Source organism: Serratia sp. (in: enterobacteria) (assembly GCF_052400455.1).
Taxonomy (GTDB): Bacteria; Pseudomonadota; Gammaproteobacteria; order Enterobacterales; family Enterobacteriaceae; genus Serratia; species Serratia ureilytica.
On sequence record NZ_CP185812.1, the window covers coordinates 3623655 to 3639680 of the forward strand.

Genomic DNA, 16026 nt, shown 5'->3' on the forward strand with positions numbered 1-16026 from the left:
GATTACCAGCGAGGCACGTCGGAAACCACATCACCGTTTTGCGCACGCTGGCGCAGCAGGTGATCCATCAACACGATCGCCATCATCGCTTCGGCGATCGGTACGGCGCGGATGCCCACGCACGGATCGTGGCGACCGCGGGTCACCATTTCCACCGCTTCCCCGTGACGATTGATGGTGCGGCCCGGCACCATGATGCTGGAGGTCGGCTTCAGCGCCAGATGCGCGATCACCGGTTGGCCGCTGCTGATGCCGCCGAGAATGCCGCCGGCATGGTTGCTCTGAAAGCCTTCCGGGGTGATTTCATCGCGGTTTTCGCTGCCGCGTTTGGTCACCACGGCGAACCCGTCGCCGATCTCCACGCCTTTCACCGCGTTGATGCTCATCAACGCGTGCGCCAGATCGGCATCGAGGCGGTCAAACACCGGCTCGCCCAGGCCAACCGGCACGTTTTCCGCAATCACGCTGACCTTGGCGCCGATGGAGTCACCCTCTTTTTTCAGCGCGCGCATCAGTTCGTCCAGCGCTTCCAGCTTGTCCGGATCCGGGCAGAAGAACGGGTTCTGTTCGACCTGATCCCAGTCTTTCAGCTCGCAGGTCACGTCGCCGATCTGCGCCAGATAGCCGCGCACCTGCACGCCGAACTTCTGCTGCAGGTATTTCTTGGCGATAGCGCCCGCCGCGACGCGCATGGCGGTTTCACGCGCCGAAGAGCGGCCGCCGCCGCGATAGTCGCGCAGACCGTATTTCTGTTCGTAGGTGTAGTCGGCATGCCCTGGACGGAACACGTCTTTGATGGCGCTGTAGTCTTGCGAGCGCTGATCGGTGTTTTCAATGATCAGACCGATGCTGGTGCCGGTGGTCACGCCTTCGAATACGCCGGAGAGAATGCGCACCTGATCCGGTTCGCGACGCTGGGTGGTGTAACGCGAGGTGCCCGGACGACGGCGGTCCAGATCGTGTTGCAAATCGGCTTCGGTGAGCGGGATGCCGGGCGGCACGCCGTCGACGATACAACCCAGCGCCACCCCGTGAGATTCACCGAAGGTGGTGACGCGGAAAATCTGCCCAATACTGTTTCCTGCCATCACGGCTCCTTACCGTTAGTCTTTTATCGTTATGAGGCCCGCCATGCGGGCCTTGGAAATGCGGCTTAGCTGCGATAGAGGCTGAAGTGATCTTTGCAATCCACCAGCTGCTGTTTGGTCAGCATGAACACGCCGTCGCCGCCGTTTTCGAATTCCAGCCAGGTGAACGGGATGTCCGGATATTGTTCCATCAGATGTACCATGCTGTTGCCCACTTCACAAATCAGCACGCCATCGTCGGTCAGGTAGTCCGGCGCGCAGGCCAGGATGCGGCGCACCAGCTTCAGGCCGTCGCTGCCCGCCGCCAGCCCCAGTTCCGGCTCAAAGCGGAACTCCTGCGGCAGATCCGACATGTCTTCCGCATCGACGTACGGCGGGTTGGTGACGATCAGATCGTACTGGATCGCGGGAACGTCGCGGAACAGATCGGAACGGATCGGGATCACCTGGTGCTCGACGCCGTGCGCCTGAATATTGCGCTCGGTCACCGCCAGCACTTCGCTGGAGATGTCCACCGCGTCCACTTCCGCTTCCGGGAAAGCGTAGCCACAGGCGATGGCGATGCAGCCGCTGCCGGTGCACATGTCGAGAATATGGCGCGGCGGGTGCGGGATCAGCACGCTGAAACGATCGTTGATCAACTCGCCGATCGGCGAGCGCGGCACCAGCACGCGTTCGTCGACGTAGAATTCCATGCCGCAGAACCAGGCCTTGTTGGTCAGGTAGGCGACCGGGATACGCTCGTTGACGCGGCGGATCACGCGCTCAACGATGCGATGGCGCTCGCTGGAAGTCAGACGAGCGGTATGCATGTCCTCCGGAATGTCCAACGGCAGAAACAGGCTTGGCAGCACCAATTGCACCGCTTCGTCCCACGGATTGTCGGTTCCGTGACCATAATAGATATTGGCGGCGTTGAAACGGCTTACCGTCCAGCGCAGCATATCTTGAATGGTGTGCAGTTCGTTCACTGCTTCGTCGACGAAAATTTTGTCCAATTTGCCCTCCGGCAGGCGCTGTGTTTCATGATTTAGCCGCATAGTTTGCCATGAAGCCCGCGACAAATCACGCGCGCCCCTCGCGCTTTTCACTCTGGCCCGAGTTTTGCGTCGACAGCGCTCATTCACAAGGTAAACTAGCGAAATAAACGATTTCCGGTGAATGAAGCATGAAGAACAAGCCCCCTCTGAGCAAAGACGAACAACAGCTCTTCAGAGAGTCGGTGGCGGGCGCAAAAAAGCTGCGCCAGGACACCGTCGTCCACCGCCCGCCGAAGCTCAAGGTCAAACAGGTCGCGCCGCAGCGGCTGCTGCAGGAGCAGGTCGATGCCAGCTATTATTTTTCAGATGAATATCAGCCGCAGTTGGAAGAGGAAGGCCCGACGCGCTACGTGCGCCCCGGCAGCAGCCCGTATGAGCTGAAGAAGCTGCGACGCGGCGATTATTCGCCGGAGCTGTTTCTTGATTTGCACGGCCTGACTCAGCTGCAGGCCAAGCAGGAATTGGGGGCGCTGATCGCCGCCTGCAAACGCGAGCATGTGCACTGCGCCTGCGTGATGCACGGGCACGGCAAACACATTCTCAAACAGCAAACGCCGCTGTGGCTGGCGCAGCATCCCGACGTGCTGGCGTTCCATCAGGCGCCGAAGGAATGGGGCGGCAACGCCGCCGTCCTGCTGTTGGTGGAGCTGGCAGAATAGCCTCCCGCAGAAACGACTCAGGGCGATGTCAGACATCGCCCTGAGTTTATTCCGCACCGCATCCGCGGCTCACACTTTGGCCATCACCTGCGACGGGCTGACCTGCCATTCAAACTTGCCGTAGCTGCCGTCCGCCGGCAGATCGACGTTGGCGATCGCCGAGGTCGCGAACATCGGCGGGCACTCGCCCGGACACAGTTCCGCCACCAGATACCCCACCAGCGGCAGGTGCGACACGATCAGCACCGAACTCACCCCTTGCATCGCCAGCGCCTGAAGATAGCTGCCGACTTGTTCGGCGTTCCCGCCCGGCGTCAGTTCGGGCAGCACTTCTTCGCCCTCCGGCAGCGTCAAGGCTTCACGCACCGTCGCCAGCGTCTGTTCGGCCCGCAGATAGGGGCTGACCAGCACGCGTTCAATATCCACAGACTTGGTGTTCAACCAGGCCGCCATCTGACGGGACTCGTCGCGGCCGCACAGGGTAAGGGGCCTTACCGCATCGCTGGCTGCCTCGAGCGCCGCCTCTCCGTGACGCATAATCAAAACTTGCATATTGCACCGCTGTTGTTGACAAAGTAACGCTATACAGAAACGCCGTGCGTGCTGTACCGCCGAGTTTTACAACCCCAAAGCCAAAGCTTTAAAACGATAACGCGCCGTCTCTTTATGGCGGCCGGGCATTTTGCCTGAAAGTTTGCGTAAAGAAAATGCTGTTTTTTACAGCAATCCTCCCCGGGCAAACCTCGATTGCTCATAGAACAATCAATTCAACGGGTTAAATTTTAACCTTTTCGCCATGAAAATTATTGATGGCGCTCAAGCTAACTTACCGCTGCCGCAGCCTTGCTGTACAGCCTCACGGGCTGACGCTGTCGCAAGGAGTGATGGCGATCACAACGCGGCCCTGTTGCAACTATAGTGCAAATCGGGCCGCCCTGCGTTCAACTCCCCAGCGGGTAAAAACGTTCGCCCTGCTGCGCCATGCGCTGCAGGCGCTCGCACGGCGCGAAGTGCTCGCCGTGCTGCTGACGCAGGTAGTCCAGCGTCTTCACCACTTTCTCGGCGCCGAGTTCATCCATATAGCGGAACGGGCCGCCAAGGAACGGCGGGAAACCGATGCCGAATACCGCACCGATGTCGCCGTCGCGCGCGCTGCGGATCACGCCTTCATCCAGACAGCGCGCCGCTTCGTTCAGCATCATCATCACGCAGCGCTGGGCAATGGTCGCCGGCAGCATATGCGCCTTCGGCGTGACGCCGAGCAACGTATACAATGAGGTGTCCGCGCGCTTACGCCGCTGACGCTGCTGCCCCTCGCTCGGGTAAAGATAGAAGCCACGGCCGTTCTTGCGCCCTTTGCGCCCGTCCTTCAGCACCGCATCGAACGCGGCAGGCGCGGCGAAGCGCGGCCCCAGCGCCTCGACCAGCACCGGAATGATCTTGGTGCCGACGTCGATGCCCACTTCGTCCAACAGGGTGATGGGGCCGACCGGGAAGCCGAAGTCCACCAGCGCTTTGTCCAGCGATTCAATGGGCTCGCCTTCCAGCAGGCAGCGCGCCGCTTCGTTGATGTACGGCGCCAGGATGCGGTTGACATAAAAACCGGCGCTGTCGCCCACCACGATGGCGGTCTTGCCCTGCTTGTGCGCCAGCGCCACGGTGGTCGCGATAGTCTCTTCGCTTGTGCCAGCGTGCGGGATCACTTCCACCAGCGGCATTTTGTCCACCGGGCTGAAGTAGTGCAGACCGATCACCTGCTGCGGCCGCTGGGCCTGTTCGGCGATTTGACCGATAGGCAGCGAGGAAGTATTGGAGGCGAACACGGTATGCGGCGCGCAGTTCGCTTCGACCTCGGCCACCATCTTCTGCTTCAGCGCCAGATCCTCAAACACCGCCTCGACCACGATATCCACCTGCTCGAAGCCGGTGTAATCGGTAGAGCCGGAGATCAGCATCATCTGTTTTTGCCGTTCCGCCGGGCGCATGCGCTTGCTGCGCACCCGCTTGCCGAGCACGTCCCAACTGTATTTCAGCGCATGATTGATGCCGGTTTCATTGATGTCTTTGATGCGAACCGGCAAACCGCCGCGCGTGGCGGTGACGCAGGCGATGCCGCCACCCATCAGGCCGCCGCCGAGAATGCCGACGCGATGCAAGGCGCGCGGCTGAGCATCGCCGCCCCGCTCTTTTTTCAGCGCGGTGGAAGCGAAGAACAGGCTGCGCAACGCCGCCGATTGCGGCGTCATCGCCAGCTCGCCAAAGGCGCGCGCTTCGGCTTCATAGCCGCTGGCGCTGCCGTGATCCAGCCCGGTGCGCACCACTTGAATGATGCGCTCCGCCGCCGGGTAGTTGCCGTGCGTTTTCGCCAACGTTTTCTTGCGCACGATGCTGAACAGCAGATTTCTGCCCAGCGGGCCGTTGAGCAGACGATCCTGCCACGGCAGCTCGCGCTGATGCTTCCAGCCCTGTTTCACCCGCTCGATGGCGGTCTGCAGCAAAATCGATTGCGGCACGGCGTCGTCCACCAGCCCCATGCGCAGCGCCTGGCGGGCGCGAATGTGCTTGCCGGTCAGGATCATGTCCAGCGCCTTGGCGACGCCTACCAGACGCGGCAGGCGCTGCGTACCGCCGGAGCCCGGCAGCAGGCCCAGCTGCACTTCCGGCAGACCGAGCGCGGTTTTGTCATCCAACGAACAGACGCGGCCGTGGCAGGCCAGCGCCAATTCCAGCCCGCCGCCCAGGCAGGCACCGTGGATGGCCGCCACCACCGGCACCGGGAAGGCGGCGATCTGCGCCAGCGTGCTCTGCCCTTTCTTGGCCAGCGTTTCCGCCTCTTTGGCGCTGGTGCAGGCGGCGATCATGGTGATATCGGCGCCGGCGATAAACGAGTCCGGCTTGCCGGAAACGATCACCAGCCCTTCCAGCGCAGTATGCTGCTGCGCGCGGATCAGCACGTCGTTAACCTGTTCGACGAACTCGGCCTTGAGCGTATTGACCTTGTCGCCCGGCACGTCGATGGTGATCACCCCGATGTTGTCGGGGCGGATCGTCAGTTGAAAGGCCGACGGTTTGGCGCGCTGCTCGTGCAATGCGTTTTCGACGCTCATCATTCCACCTCCACGATCATCGCGGCCCCTAACCCGCCGGCGGCGCAGGCGGTGGTCAGGCCCAGCCCGCCGCCGCGGCGTTTCAGCTCACGCAGCGTCTGGGTAATCATGCGCGCGCCGGTGGCGGCGAACGGGTGACCATAGGCGATAGAACCGCCCAATACGTTGAATTTGTCCATGTCCACTTCGCCGATTGCCTGGCTGCGGCCAAGCTTCTCGCGGGCGAACGCTTCGCTGGCGAACATCTTCAGGTTGGCCAGCGTTTGCGCGGCGAAGGCTTCATGCATGTCGATGAGCGTCAGATCGGCCAGGCCGATGCCGGCGCGCTCCAGCGCCAGCGGCGTGGCGTAGGAGGGCCCCAGCAGCATGTCTTCCCACACGTCGATGGCGGCAAAGGCGAAACTGCGCAGATAGCCGAGCGGCTGCAGCCCCAGCTCTTTGGCGCGCGATTCGCTCATCATCAGTACCGCCGCCGCACCGTCGGTCAACGGCGTGCTGTTGGCCGCAGTGACGCTGCCGTGTTTGCGATCGAACGCCGGTTTCAGCTTGGCGTAGGAAGCCAGGCTGGAGTCTTTGCGGATATTGTTGTCTTCAGAAAGCTGAGCGCGGTAAGGCGGCACGTAGGCGGTCATGACCTCGTCGCGCAGCCACCCCTCCCGCCAGGCCTTGGCCGCCAGCTCGTGGGAACGATGCGCCAGCGCATCTTGCGCTTCACGGGTGATGCCGTGGCTTTTCGCCATCTGTTCGGCGGTATCGCCCATGCGCAGGCCGGTGGAATACTCCGCCACCGCCGGCGGCACCGGCATCAGATCGCGGAATTTCAGCCGGCTGAACAATTTGAGGCGCTGCGACAGCGTGCGCGCCTTGTTGACGTCCACCAACGTGCGCGCCAGCGCCTTGCTGACGCCGATCGGCAAGACGGAAGAAGAGTCCGCCCCGCCGGCGATGCCGACGCTGATGCTGCCGGCCATGATGCTCTCCGCCACGTTGGCGATCGCCTGGAAGCTGGTGGCGCAGGCGCGCGACACGCTGTAGGCGTCGGTATGGACGCTCATGCCGGTGCCAAGCACGATCTCACGCGCGATGTTCGGCGCTTCGGGCATTTGCACCACCTGGCCGAACACCAGTTGTTCGATCAGTTGCGGCTCGATACCGCTGCGCGCCAACAGCTCGCTCACCGCCGTTTTCCCTAAATCCACCGCCGGAATGCCGTGATAGGCGGTCGCCTGTTTGGCAAAGGGGGTACGCAGTCCATTCACAATCGCAATGCGGTCACCATGACGGGTCACCAACGGCAGTGCCTTACTCATAAATGCTCCTGAAGAAAATAACGTCAGCGCAATGGGCAGAAAGAGGTCTGACCTGATGAGGTCATTGTTAACCAAACGGTTACATTTGGCAAACCGGCAGAGATCAAAACTGCGAGCAGGCGCACTTTCTATCGGGAACGAGGCGGGGAAGGAAATCCCCGGCGCGCAGCAGGCGGCGCCGGGGTAAAGCGGGGATTAACGCAGGCCGAGCTGGAAGATCAGTGTTTCCGCCTGGCAGGCGAAGGTAAAATCGGCTTCCAATTGTACGCCGCCGTCAACCGGTTTAATGCTACTGCTGATGTCACAGGGATCGGATTCGACCGCGCGCGCCTTTTCGCTCAGGGCCGCCAGCATCGCCTCCGCATCTTGTTGATTGCTGAACACCTGGCTGTAGGATGCGGTGCAATCGGTGTTATCCATCACGGTGCCGACATCCACGCAGCAACACGCGGCGGTTTCCTGGGCGCTGCATTTATTAATTGCATCTGACATGGTTGGTTCTCCTCAAGGGCCTCTGTTATCAGCCCAAATTGCCGTTTTATTCACCGGCGCAAAGCCACAAAATTCTGTGGGTATTTTACGCTCCCAAGCCGGCAATCACTAGCACTTACTTTTACTGGGTGTTTTAAGTGATGGAAATCACAAATAAAAATGAGCGCCTGCTAAGAAATGGTAAGAATTTTGTTATTTACCACTGTCTTTTTGTTAAGCAGATCTCTTTTTTGATATCAGAGTGGAAATATTTCAAAAACAAACTTGCAACATTTTCACAGGTCAGACCTATACTTCAGCCACTGGTCTGATTTGTCTGAACGATAACGGACCCTACAATCCCGCGCTCCTTGTTACTTCGTGTAACAATAGTTTAAATAATAAACACATAATGAGGTTTTGGTCATGAGCCAGAAAAACCTATTGACTAAATCAGCTCTCGCAGCTGCAGTGGCAATTATTTCTTCAAACGTGTCTGCCGCAGGATTCCAGCTGAATGAGTTCTCATCAGCTGGTTTAGGACGTTCGTATTCTGGCGAAGGCGCCATGGCGGATACGGCGGCCTCCGCAAGCCGCAACCCGGCGTTGCTGATGATGTATACCCGCCCGGAACTCTCTTTCGGCGCAGTCTTCATCGATCCGGACGTCGATATCAGTGGCCAATCCCCTTCCGGTGCCAGTCTGGATGCGAAAAACATCGCGCCGACCGCCTGGGTGCCGAACCTGCATTATGTTCACCCGATTAACGATCAATTCGCCGTAGGCGGCTCGGTCACCAGCAACTTCGGTTTGGCGACCGAATACAACAACGGTTATGCGGCGGGCTCCATGGGCGGCAAAACCGATCTGGAAACCCTGAACCTGAACCTGAGCGGCGCTTATCGCCTGAACAAAAACTTCAGCTTCGGTCTGGGTTTTGACGCCGTCTACGCCAAGGCTAAACTCGAGCGTTACGCCGGCGACCTGCCAAAACTGATCGCCGGTTCGGGCAAATTGCCGCCACAGTTGGCCGGCCCGGTGTCGCAGATCCCGGCAGATACCCAAATTTCTCACCTGAAAGGCGACGAATGGGGCTTCGGCTGGAACGCCGGTATTCTCTACGAAGTGGATGAAAACAACCGTTACGGCTTCACCTATCGCTCTGAAGTCAAAATCGACTTCGACGGCGATTACAAGAGCAGCCTGCCTTCTGCCTTCAACCCGCTGCTGGCCTCTCAAGGCCTGCCATGGGGCACCAACGGCACCACTATCCCGGGTTCTCTGAGCCTGCACCTGCCTGAAATGTGGGAGCTGTCCGGTTACAACAAAGTGGCGCCGCAGTGGGCCGTTCACTACAGCCTGGCCTACACCAGCTGGAGCCAGTTCCAGGAGCTGAAAGCCACCGGCAACAACGGCCAGACGCTGTTCCAGAAGCATGAAGGCTTCAAAGACGCTTACCGCATCGCGCTGGGCACCACCTACTTCTACGACGATAACTGGACCTTCCGTACCGGTATCGCCTTCGATGACAGCCCGGTGCCTGCCCAAAACCGTTCGATCTCCATTCCCGATCAGGACCGTTTCTGGCTGAGTGCCGGTACTACCTATGCGTTCAACAAAGACGCCTCGGTCGACGTCGGCGTGTCCTACATGCATGGCCAGAAAGTCACCATCAACGAAGGTCCTTACACCTTCACCTCCGAAGGCAAGGCCTGGCTGTACGGCGCCAACTTCAACTACCGCTTCTAATCTCGCCTGAGATGGATGCCAAAGCGCCCCACGGGGCGCTTTTTCTTTGCCTGTCGCTCACCGCGGGCGTAAAAAAACCCGCCAGACGGCGGGTTTTCATGGGCATAAGGCGGCGGTTACTGCGAGTCGATCTCGTCCAGCTCGCCCTGAATCGCCTTGGCGTTCGGGTTCTCTTCCGGCTTGAGCGAACCGCCGTTGGCGATGAAGTCGTGGCGCTGGAAGTAAGCTTCGCGCACCATGACATAAGGATCGGAGGAGTTGCGCAGCAGGCCGTCGGAATCCAGCAGTTGAGCGCGAGTTTCGATACCCTCGACCACCCATTTGCCCGCCGACATCCAGAAAGTCAGGTAGCTCAGCATCGGATACAGCGTATCCGCAAAGTCGCCGCCGTCTTCACGCAGGGTAAAGCTGCCGTAGCCCGGCAGCATCACGTACGGACCGTAGCCCACATCGTAATGCCCCAACGTGCTGCCGAAACGGTTCGGCTCTTCGCGCGCCAGTTTCGGGTTGGCCATGCCGGCCACGTCGATCAGGCCGCCCATTCCGAGCAGGGTGTTCAGGAAGAAACGGTTAAAGTGGATCATCCCGCGGTAAGGATCGCCCTTCAGGAAGGCGTTGACCATGCTGGCCGGCTCTTCCAGGTTGGAGGTGAAGTTGCTGATGCCGTTACGCGCCGGCATCGGCACGTAGTCACGCCAGGCCACCGCGACCGGACGCAGGATATAAGGATCCAGGACGTTGTAGTTGAAGTCGAACATCGTCCGGTTAAATCCTTCCAGAGGATCGGAACGCCCTTGCGGCTCATTGTCTGGCGCGCTGGCACAGCCCACCAGTAATGCCGCTGCGAATGCCACCCCAGTCAGGCGAAAGTTCATATTTTTCTCCATAAAAACACGTTCGGTCTTATTTTTCAGGGACCTGCTTGTTTATCTGAACGCTAACCTGCTCTTTGCCGCTGAATGTCTGCAGCGAGCTTTCGCCGAACCAGTCCCCCGGCTGCGGCGTGGCCAATCCGTCCTGTGAGAGGCGCACACGCACCTGCACCTGATGCTGTGCCGAGAGTAGACGCTCGGGCATCATGGCGTTGCTGTCGTCCAGAGAGAAAGACAGCGGAAAACGGCTCAACGGCAATTGTTTTACCGCGACCGGCACCGGGCTGACGCCGTCGGTCACCGAGATAACCAGCGTCCCCTGCGGCGGCATGGCTTTCGCCGCCTGCGGTGACAGTGAAACAGTCACATTCAGTTTAACAGTTTCTCCGCCGGCCTGGGCTTTTGCTTGTGCAATACTGCGCTTTATCACTTCCGCGCGCGGATCGTTAGCCGGCAGCAGCTGCAGCATCACTTGCCAGGCGCCGATCGCCTGTTTGAAATCGCCCTGTTCGAAAGCGTTGAACGCCAACAGGCTGAGCACCCGCGGATCGCTGTGATTTTCCGCGATCATGCGCCGCAACAGCTGCGTCGCCTGCTTGTTATCCTCCGGATCGTTGGATCGCGTCAAGACCTCGGCATAGCCGAGCCGCACTTCCAGACTATTCGGATCCAATTGATAGGCATGAGCAAATGCCTGCGTGGCGGTGGTGGCGTTGTTCAACGCCATGCCGACGCGCCCCAGCATCATCCAGTCATTGATATTGCGATCGTCCTGCTGCAGCTCGGTGCGCAGCCCCAGCCCGAGGCGCGCGATCTCTTCCATGCTCAGCGGTTTGGCGCGCTCATTGGCGACGCGCTCACGCAATTCCGGCATTTGCGCCTGCACCAAACGCCAATCCAGCACCTGCGCCAACCCGCCGGTTTTCAGATAAAAGCCAACGGTCACCGCCAGCAATAACAACACGCCCGGCACTAACGCCCAACGGTTGATCGGTTTCACCTGCTCTGCCTGTTCGACGGGGATGTCGTTCAACAGGTTCTGTTGCAGCTCTTTAACCAGCTCCGGGCGCTCGGCCACCACGCCCTGCTGCTCGTCCTGCTCCAGTTCGCTGAGGCGATCCTGATAGAACGCCTTGTTCAGCGCATCGCGCGTAGCGGCGCTCTGCTTGCCGTGGCGCATCGCCGGCACCACCAGCAACGCGGCGGCGCCGGCCAGCAACACGCAAATAATCAGCCAAAAAGCCATTAGGGTTTCTTCCTGTCAGTCTCTTGCAACAACGCCGCCAGGCGCTGCCGTTCCCGTTCGGAGAATTCATCGTCCACCGCCGCGTCGGGCCGGCGACGGGTGCGCAGGATCACCACCGCCCCGCCTATCAGCACGAACAGCAGCGGGCCGATCCACAAGATCAGCGTCGCCGGCGTTACCGGCGGTTCGTAGGTGACGAAATTGCCATAACGCGCCACCATGTAATCGATGATCTGCTGCTTGCTTTGCCCCTGCATCATCAGCTCGTACACCTTGGTGCGCATGTCTGCGGCGATAATGGCGTTGGAATCGGCAATGCTGTTGTTCTGGCATTTCGGGCAGCGCAGCTGTTCGGTCAACTCGCGATACTGTTGCTCCTGCTCAACGGAGTTGAAGCGATAGGTATCGATCGCCGCAGCGGCGCTCCAGCTCAGCAATGCGGCGAACAGCAGGGCAATCAGCCTCATGCCTCACCCCCGTACTTTCTATACAGCGGCAGCACTTCCTGCTGCCAGACGCGCTCGTTCATGTCGCCGGCATGGCGATAGCGAATGATCCCCTGTCCGTCGATAAGGAAGGTCTCAGGCGCGCCGTACACCCCGAGATCCAATCCCAGCATGCCGTCGCCGTCGTACAGGCTGAGCGCATAGGGATTGCCGAGGGAATTAAGCCAGGTCACCGCCTTGGCGCGATCGTCTTTATAGTTCAGGCCGACCACCCGCACGCCGCGCGCCGCCAGCGTATTGAGATACTGGTGTTCCGCGCGGCAGGTCGGGCACCAGGTCGCCCAGACGTTGAGCAATATCGGCTTGCCGTCGCGCAGCACCGCCTGATCGTAGGTTTTGCCCGGCTGATCCAACGATTCCAGCCTGAAGGTCGGCACCGGTTTGCCGATCAGCGCCGACTCCAGCATGGTCGGATCTTCGCCGCCGGCGTTGCGCGTCAGTTGCACCATCAGGGCCGCCACCAGCAGCAGGAAGAGCACCAACGGGATAAACAGCAGCTTACGCTTCATGATTGCGCCTCCAGCTTGCCTTCACGCTTGAGCTTTTTGCTCATGCGATAACGCGGATCGAGAATGCACAGCAGGCCGCCGAGCGCCATAAAGACGCCGCCGAACCAGATCCAGCGCACGAAGGGTTTGTAATACAGGCGCACCGCCCAGGATCCGTCTTCCAGCTCCTCGCCCAGCGCTGCGTACAGATCGCGGCTGAACCCGCCGTCGATCGCCGCCTCGGTCATCATGCTGCGCGCCACGCTGTAGTAGCGTTTCTCCGCGTGCAGCGTCGCCTCCGGCTTGCCGTTGCGCGTGACGTCGATGATGCCGACGCCGCCGCTGTAGTTCGGGCCGCGAATGTCGTGCACGTCGCGGAACACGAAGTGATAGTTGTGGATATCCACGCTGTCGCCGGCCTTCATCCGTACGTCGCGCTCCACGCTGTAGTTCTGGCTGAAGGCGATGCCGATCACCGTCACCGCCACGCCGAGGTGGCCGAGCACCATGCCCCAGTGGCTGCGGGACAGCTGCCGCAGGCCGCGCCAGAAACCGTGACGATGGGTGGCGCGCTCATGCAGCTCCATCAGCGTCAGGATGATCACCCACAGCGCCATAATCAGGCCCACCACCGTCATGCCGGCGATGCTGTCCTGCAACAGCCACGGCAGCAGAATCGACAGCACCAGCGTCACCAGCAGCGCCACGCCGAGGCGGCGCCACAGCTTGCCCGGCTCATCGCGGCGCCAGCGCACCAGCGGCCCGATGCCCAACAGCAGCGCCAGCGGCGCCATCAGCCAGGTGAACATGGTGTTGAAGAACGGCTCGCCGATCGAAATGCTGCCCAGCCCCAACTGTTTGTGCACCAACGGCAGCAGCGTGCCCAACAGCACCACCAGCATGGCGGCGATCAGCAGCACGTTGTTGCCCAGCAGGAAGGTCTCGCGCGAGAAGGTCTCGTGCTGCACCCGGCTGCGCACCTGGCCGCCCTTGACCGCGTACAGCAGCAGCGAACCGCCGATGACGATCACCAGATAGGCGAGAATAAACATGCCGCGCGCCGGATCGGAGGCGAAGGAGTGCACCGAGACCAGCACGCCGGAGCGCACCAGGAAGGTGCCCAGCAGGCACAGCGAGAAAGCGGTGATCGCCAGCAACACCGTCCAGGCTTTGAACGTGCCGCGTTTCTCGGTCACCGCCAGCGAATGCATCAGCGCGGTGCCGGCCAGCCACGGCATAAAGGAAGCGTTCTCCACCGGATCCCAGAACCACCAACCGCCCCAGCCCAGCTCATAGTAGGCCCAGGCCGATCCGAGCACGATGCCCAGCGTGAGGAACACCCAGGCGGCGGTGGTCCACGGGCGCGACCAGCGCGCCCAGGCGGTGTCGAGCCGGCCGGCCATCAGCGAGGCGATGGCGAACGCGAAGGCGACCGAGAAGCCGACATAGCCCATGTACAGCAGCGGCGGGTGGAAGATCAGGCCGATATCCTGCAGCAGCGGGTTGAGATCGCTGCCGTCGATCGGAAAGTTAGGCAACGTGCGGGTGAACGGGTTGGAGGTCATGATGATGAACAGCAGGAAGCCGGCGGTGATCATGCCCATCACCGACAACACCCGCGCCACCGCGTCCTGTGGCATCGCCCGGCTGCACAACGCCACCGCCAGCGACCAGCAGCTCAGCAGCAGCACCCACAGCAGCAACGAACCTTCGTGCGCCCCCCAGGTGGCGGCGATGCGGTAATACACCGGCAGTTGGGTATTGGAGTTGGTGGCCACGTAGGCGACGGTAAAGTCATTGACCACGAAGGCATGCACCAGGCACAGGAACGCCAGCGCAATCGCGGCGAACATGCCGTAGGTCAGCGGGCGGGCCACCGCCATCATGCGGCTGTCCTGCCGCGCCGCGCCCCACTGCGGGTAAATGCTCAGCAACAGCGCGATCGCCAGCGCCAGGCACAGCAGAAAACTGCCCAGTTCCGGCATCATGACTTGGCGCCCTCCGCCTGCGGCGCGTTATACGCTTCCGCCGGCCCTTTGTGATTCTCTTTCATCGCGTCGGCCACTTCCGGCGGGGTGTATTTCTCGTCGTGCTTGGCCAGCACTTCGCGCGCGTTGACCACGTTGCCCTCGCCCAGCACGCCCTGCGCCACCACGCCCTGCCCTTCGCGGAACAGGTCCGGCAGAATGCCGGTGTAGGTCACGCCGATCGCGCCGCGCGCATCGTAAATCTTGAAGCTGACCTGCAGCGTATTGGGATCGCGTTTCACCGAGCCGGGCATCACCATGCCGCCGATGCGCAACCGCTGGCCAACCTTGGGCTTCTCATGGTTTTCGCCCTTGCCCTGCAGGATTTCACCCGGGGTGTAGAACAGATCGATGTTGGAGCGCAGCGCGTACAGCATCAGAGTTGCGGTCAGCGCGATGCCGATCAGCACAACGATCGCCAGATAAAGGCGGCTTTTACGACGTGGATTCACAATGATTTCTCCCGCGGTGCGGCGGATTTTTGTTTTGATTGTTGCGCATGGCGAATGCGCCGCTCGCGCGCCTGACGGCGGCCGATCTCGGCGAGCAATAGCCGTCGCTGCCAGACGGTGTGCGCCACCAGCCCCAACAGCGAAATCAGCGTGACGGCGACCGCCAGCCAGACATAAAAGGCATAACCGCCCATGGCGAAAAACGCCGGCCAGGAATCGAACGCGGCATTCATGACTGACGCTCCTTATTCACCAGCCCGGCAACCCACGGGCGCTGGCGCTCCTGGAACAGGATAAGATTGCGCAGGCGCATCAGCGTCAGCGTGATGAACAACAGCAGATAGCCGAGGATCGCCCAGCGCAGCGGGGTGCGCATGCTTGGCGCGATGGATTGCTGCATGTTGGTCGAGCCCTGATGCAGCGTATTCCACCATTCGACGGAGAAATGGATGATCGGAATGTTCACCACGCCCACCAGCACCAGAATGCCGGCGGCCCGGCCCGCCAGGCGACGGTCTTCAAAAGCGTTATACAGCGCGATAACGCCCATATAGAGGAACAGCAGCACCAGCTCGGAGGTCAGCCGCGCGTCCCATACCCACCAGGTGCCCCACATCGGCTTACCCCAGGCGGAACCGGTCACCAGCGCGATAAAGGTGAACACCGCGCCGATCGGCGCCATCGCCGCCACCACGGTATCGGACATTTTCATCTGCCACACCAGGCCGATAAACGCCGCCACCGCCATCGAGGCGTAGATGCCCATCGACCACATGGCCGCCGGGACATGAATATAAATGATGCGGAAGCTGTCGCCCTGCTGATAATCCTTCGGCGCGAAGCCAAAGCCCCATGCCCAGCCGAGCAGCAGGCAGGCCGCCGCCGCCAGCCCCAGCCAGGGGATAAAGCGGCCGCAGACGTGATACAGCCGTTCGGGCCGCGCCAGTTGATGTAACCATTTCCACATTGTCGTCAGTGCTCACGGTAATTTTTATGCGTCGGCCGCTCCGA

16 protein-coding genes are annotated in these 16026 nt (G+C 61.0%); 2 read left to right on the forward strand and 14 right to left on the reverse strand.

Going from position 1 to position 16026, the window contains the following annotated elements:
* Nucleotides 1-2: 2 nt before the first annotated feature.
* Together aroC and prmB are read right to left on the reverse strand one after the other, a co-directional pair.
* Complete coding sequence (gene aroC / locus ACORQT_RS17550; RefSeq protein WP_033643909.1) at nucleotides 3-1088, reverse strand: chorismate synthase; 1086 nt, start codon at nucleotides 1086-1088, stop codon at nucleotides 3-5.
* Between the two features lie 65 nt (nucleotides 1089-1153).
* A complete protein-coding gene (prmB, locus tag ACORQT_RS17555) occupies nucleotides 1154-2086 on the reverse strand; it encodes a 50S ribosomal protein L3 N(5)-glutamine methyltransferase (protein ID WP_164057505.1) in 933 nt (310 codons plus the stop codon).
* A gap of 170 nt (nucleotides 2087-2256) precedes the next feature.
* Between prmB and smrB the strand changes: the two genes are divergently transcribed.
* The gene (gene smrB / locus ACORQT_RS17560) at nucleotides 2257-2787 is read left to right on the forward strand and encodes an endonuclease SmrB (protein WP_089192081.1); all 531 of its coding nucleotides are present in this window, start codon (nucleotides 2257-2259) and stop codon (nucleotides 2785-2787) included.
* 69 nt (nucleotides 2788-2856) lie between these two features.
* Here smrB and sixA read toward each other — a convergent pair whose 3' ends face one another.
* The 4 genes from sixA to ACORQT_RS17580 form a co-directional block, all read right to left on the reverse strand.
* Nucleotides 2857-3339: a phosphohistidine phosphatase SixA gene (sixA, locus tag ACORQT_RS17565; protein ID WP_004936230.1), complete on the reverse strand. Its 483-nt coding sequence runs from the start codon at nucleotides 3337-3339 to the stop codon at nucleotides 2857-2859.
* Nucleotides 3340-3728: 389 nt separating this feature from the next.
* Nucleotides 3729-5894 (reverse strand): fatty acid oxidation complex subunit alpha FadJ, encoded by a 2166-nt coding sequence (gene fadJ / locus ACORQT_RS17570; protein WP_164057520.1) that lies wholly within the window; start codon nucleotides 5892-5894, stop codon nucleotides 3729-3731.
* A complete protein-coding gene (gene fadI / locus ACORQT_RS17575) occupies nucleotides 5894-7204 on the reverse strand; it encodes an acetyl-CoA C-acyltransferase FadI (RefSeq protein ID WP_444859251.1) in 1311 nt (436 codons plus the stop codon). Before fadI ends, fadJ begins: the two co-directional genes overlap by 1 nt.
* Nucleotides 7205-7399: 195 nt before the next feature.
* Nucleotides 7400-7696 (reverse strand): YfcZ/YiiS family protein, encoded by a 297-nt coding sequence (locus tag ACORQT_RS17580; RefSeq protein WP_072145088.1) that lies wholly within the window; start codon nucleotides 7694-7696, stop codon nucleotides 7400-7402.
* Nucleotides 7697-8101: 405 nt separating this feature from the next.
* On the opposite strand from ACORQT_RS17580, the gene fadL reads away from it, so the two are divergent.
* Nucleotides 8102-9424, forward strand: a complete 1323-nt coding sequence (fadL, locus tag ACORQT_RS17585) for a long-chain fatty acid transporter FadL (protein ID WP_033651974.1) — start codon at nucleotides 8102-8104, stop codon at nucleotides 9422-9424.
* A 116-nt stretch (nucleotides 9425-9540) separates the two neighbouring features.
* Here the strand turns inward: fadL and mlaA are convergent, their stop codons facing one another.
* From mlaA to ACORQT_RS17625, 8 genes are read right to left on the reverse strand one after another with little or no spacing between them, the layout of a single operon-like run.
* On the reverse strand, nucleotides 9541-10299 hold the full coding sequence (mlaA, locus tag ACORQT_RS17590; RefSeq protein ID WP_164057507.1) for a phospholipid-binding lipoprotein MlaA: 759 nt from the start codon (nucleotides 10297-10299) through the stop codon (nucleotides 9541-9543).
* Between the two features lie 28 nt (nucleotides 10300-10327).
* Nucleotides 10328-11542, reverse strand: coding sequence for a c-type cytochrome biogenesis protein CcmI (gene ccmI, locus ACORQT_RS17595; RefSeq protein WP_042785125.1), 1215 nt, complete (start codon nucleotides 11540-11542; stop codon nucleotides 10328-10330).
* On the reverse strand, nucleotides 11542-12009 hold the full coding sequence (locus ACORQT_RS17600) for a cytochrome c-type biogenesis protein (RefSeq protein WP_033643915.1): 468 nt from the start codon (nucleotides 12007-12009) through the stop codon (nucleotides 11542-11544). The genes ccmI and ACORQT_RS17600 overlap by 1 nt, the downstream gene beginning before the upstream one ends.
* A complete protein-coding gene (locus tag ACORQT_RS17605; protein WP_033643916.1) occupies nucleotides 12006-12557 on the reverse strand; it encodes a DsbE family thiol:disulfide interchange protein in 552 nt (183 codons plus the stop codon). Before ACORQT_RS17605 ends, ACORQT_RS17600 begins: the two co-directional genes overlap by 4 nt.
* Nucleotides 12554-14524, reverse strand: coding sequence for a heme lyase CcmF/NrfE family subunit (locus tag ACORQT_RS17610; protein ID WP_033643917.1), 1971 nt, complete (start codon nucleotides 14522-14524; stop codon nucleotides 12554-12556). Before ACORQT_RS17610 ends, ACORQT_RS17605 begins: the two co-directional genes overlap by 4 nt.
* Nucleotides 14521-15015 carry a cytochrome c maturation protein CcmE gene (gene ccmE / locus ACORQT_RS17615; protein WP_042785126.1) on the reverse strand — a complete coding sequence of 165 codons (495 nt, stop codon included), beginning with the start codon at nucleotides 15013-15015 and terminating at the stop codon, nucleotides 14521-14523. The genes ACORQT_RS17610 and ccmE overlap by 4 nt, the downstream gene beginning before the upstream one ends.
* Nucleotides 15012-15248, reverse strand: coding sequence for a heme exporter protein CcmD (gene ccmD, locus ACORQT_RS17620; RefSeq protein ID WP_033651976.1), 237 nt, complete (start codon nucleotides 15246-15248; stop codon nucleotides 15012-15014). Before ccmD ends, ccmE begins: the two co-directional genes overlap by 4 nt.
* Nucleotides 15245-15982: a heme ABC transporter permease gene (locus ACORQT_RS17625; RefSeq protein ID WP_042785127.1), complete on the reverse strand. Its 738-nt coding sequence runs from the start codon at nucleotides 15980-15982 to the stop codon at nucleotides 15245-15247. Before ACORQT_RS17625 ends, ccmD begins: the two co-directional genes overlap by 4 nt.
* Between the last annotated feature and the right edge of the window lie 44 nt (nucleotides 15983-16026).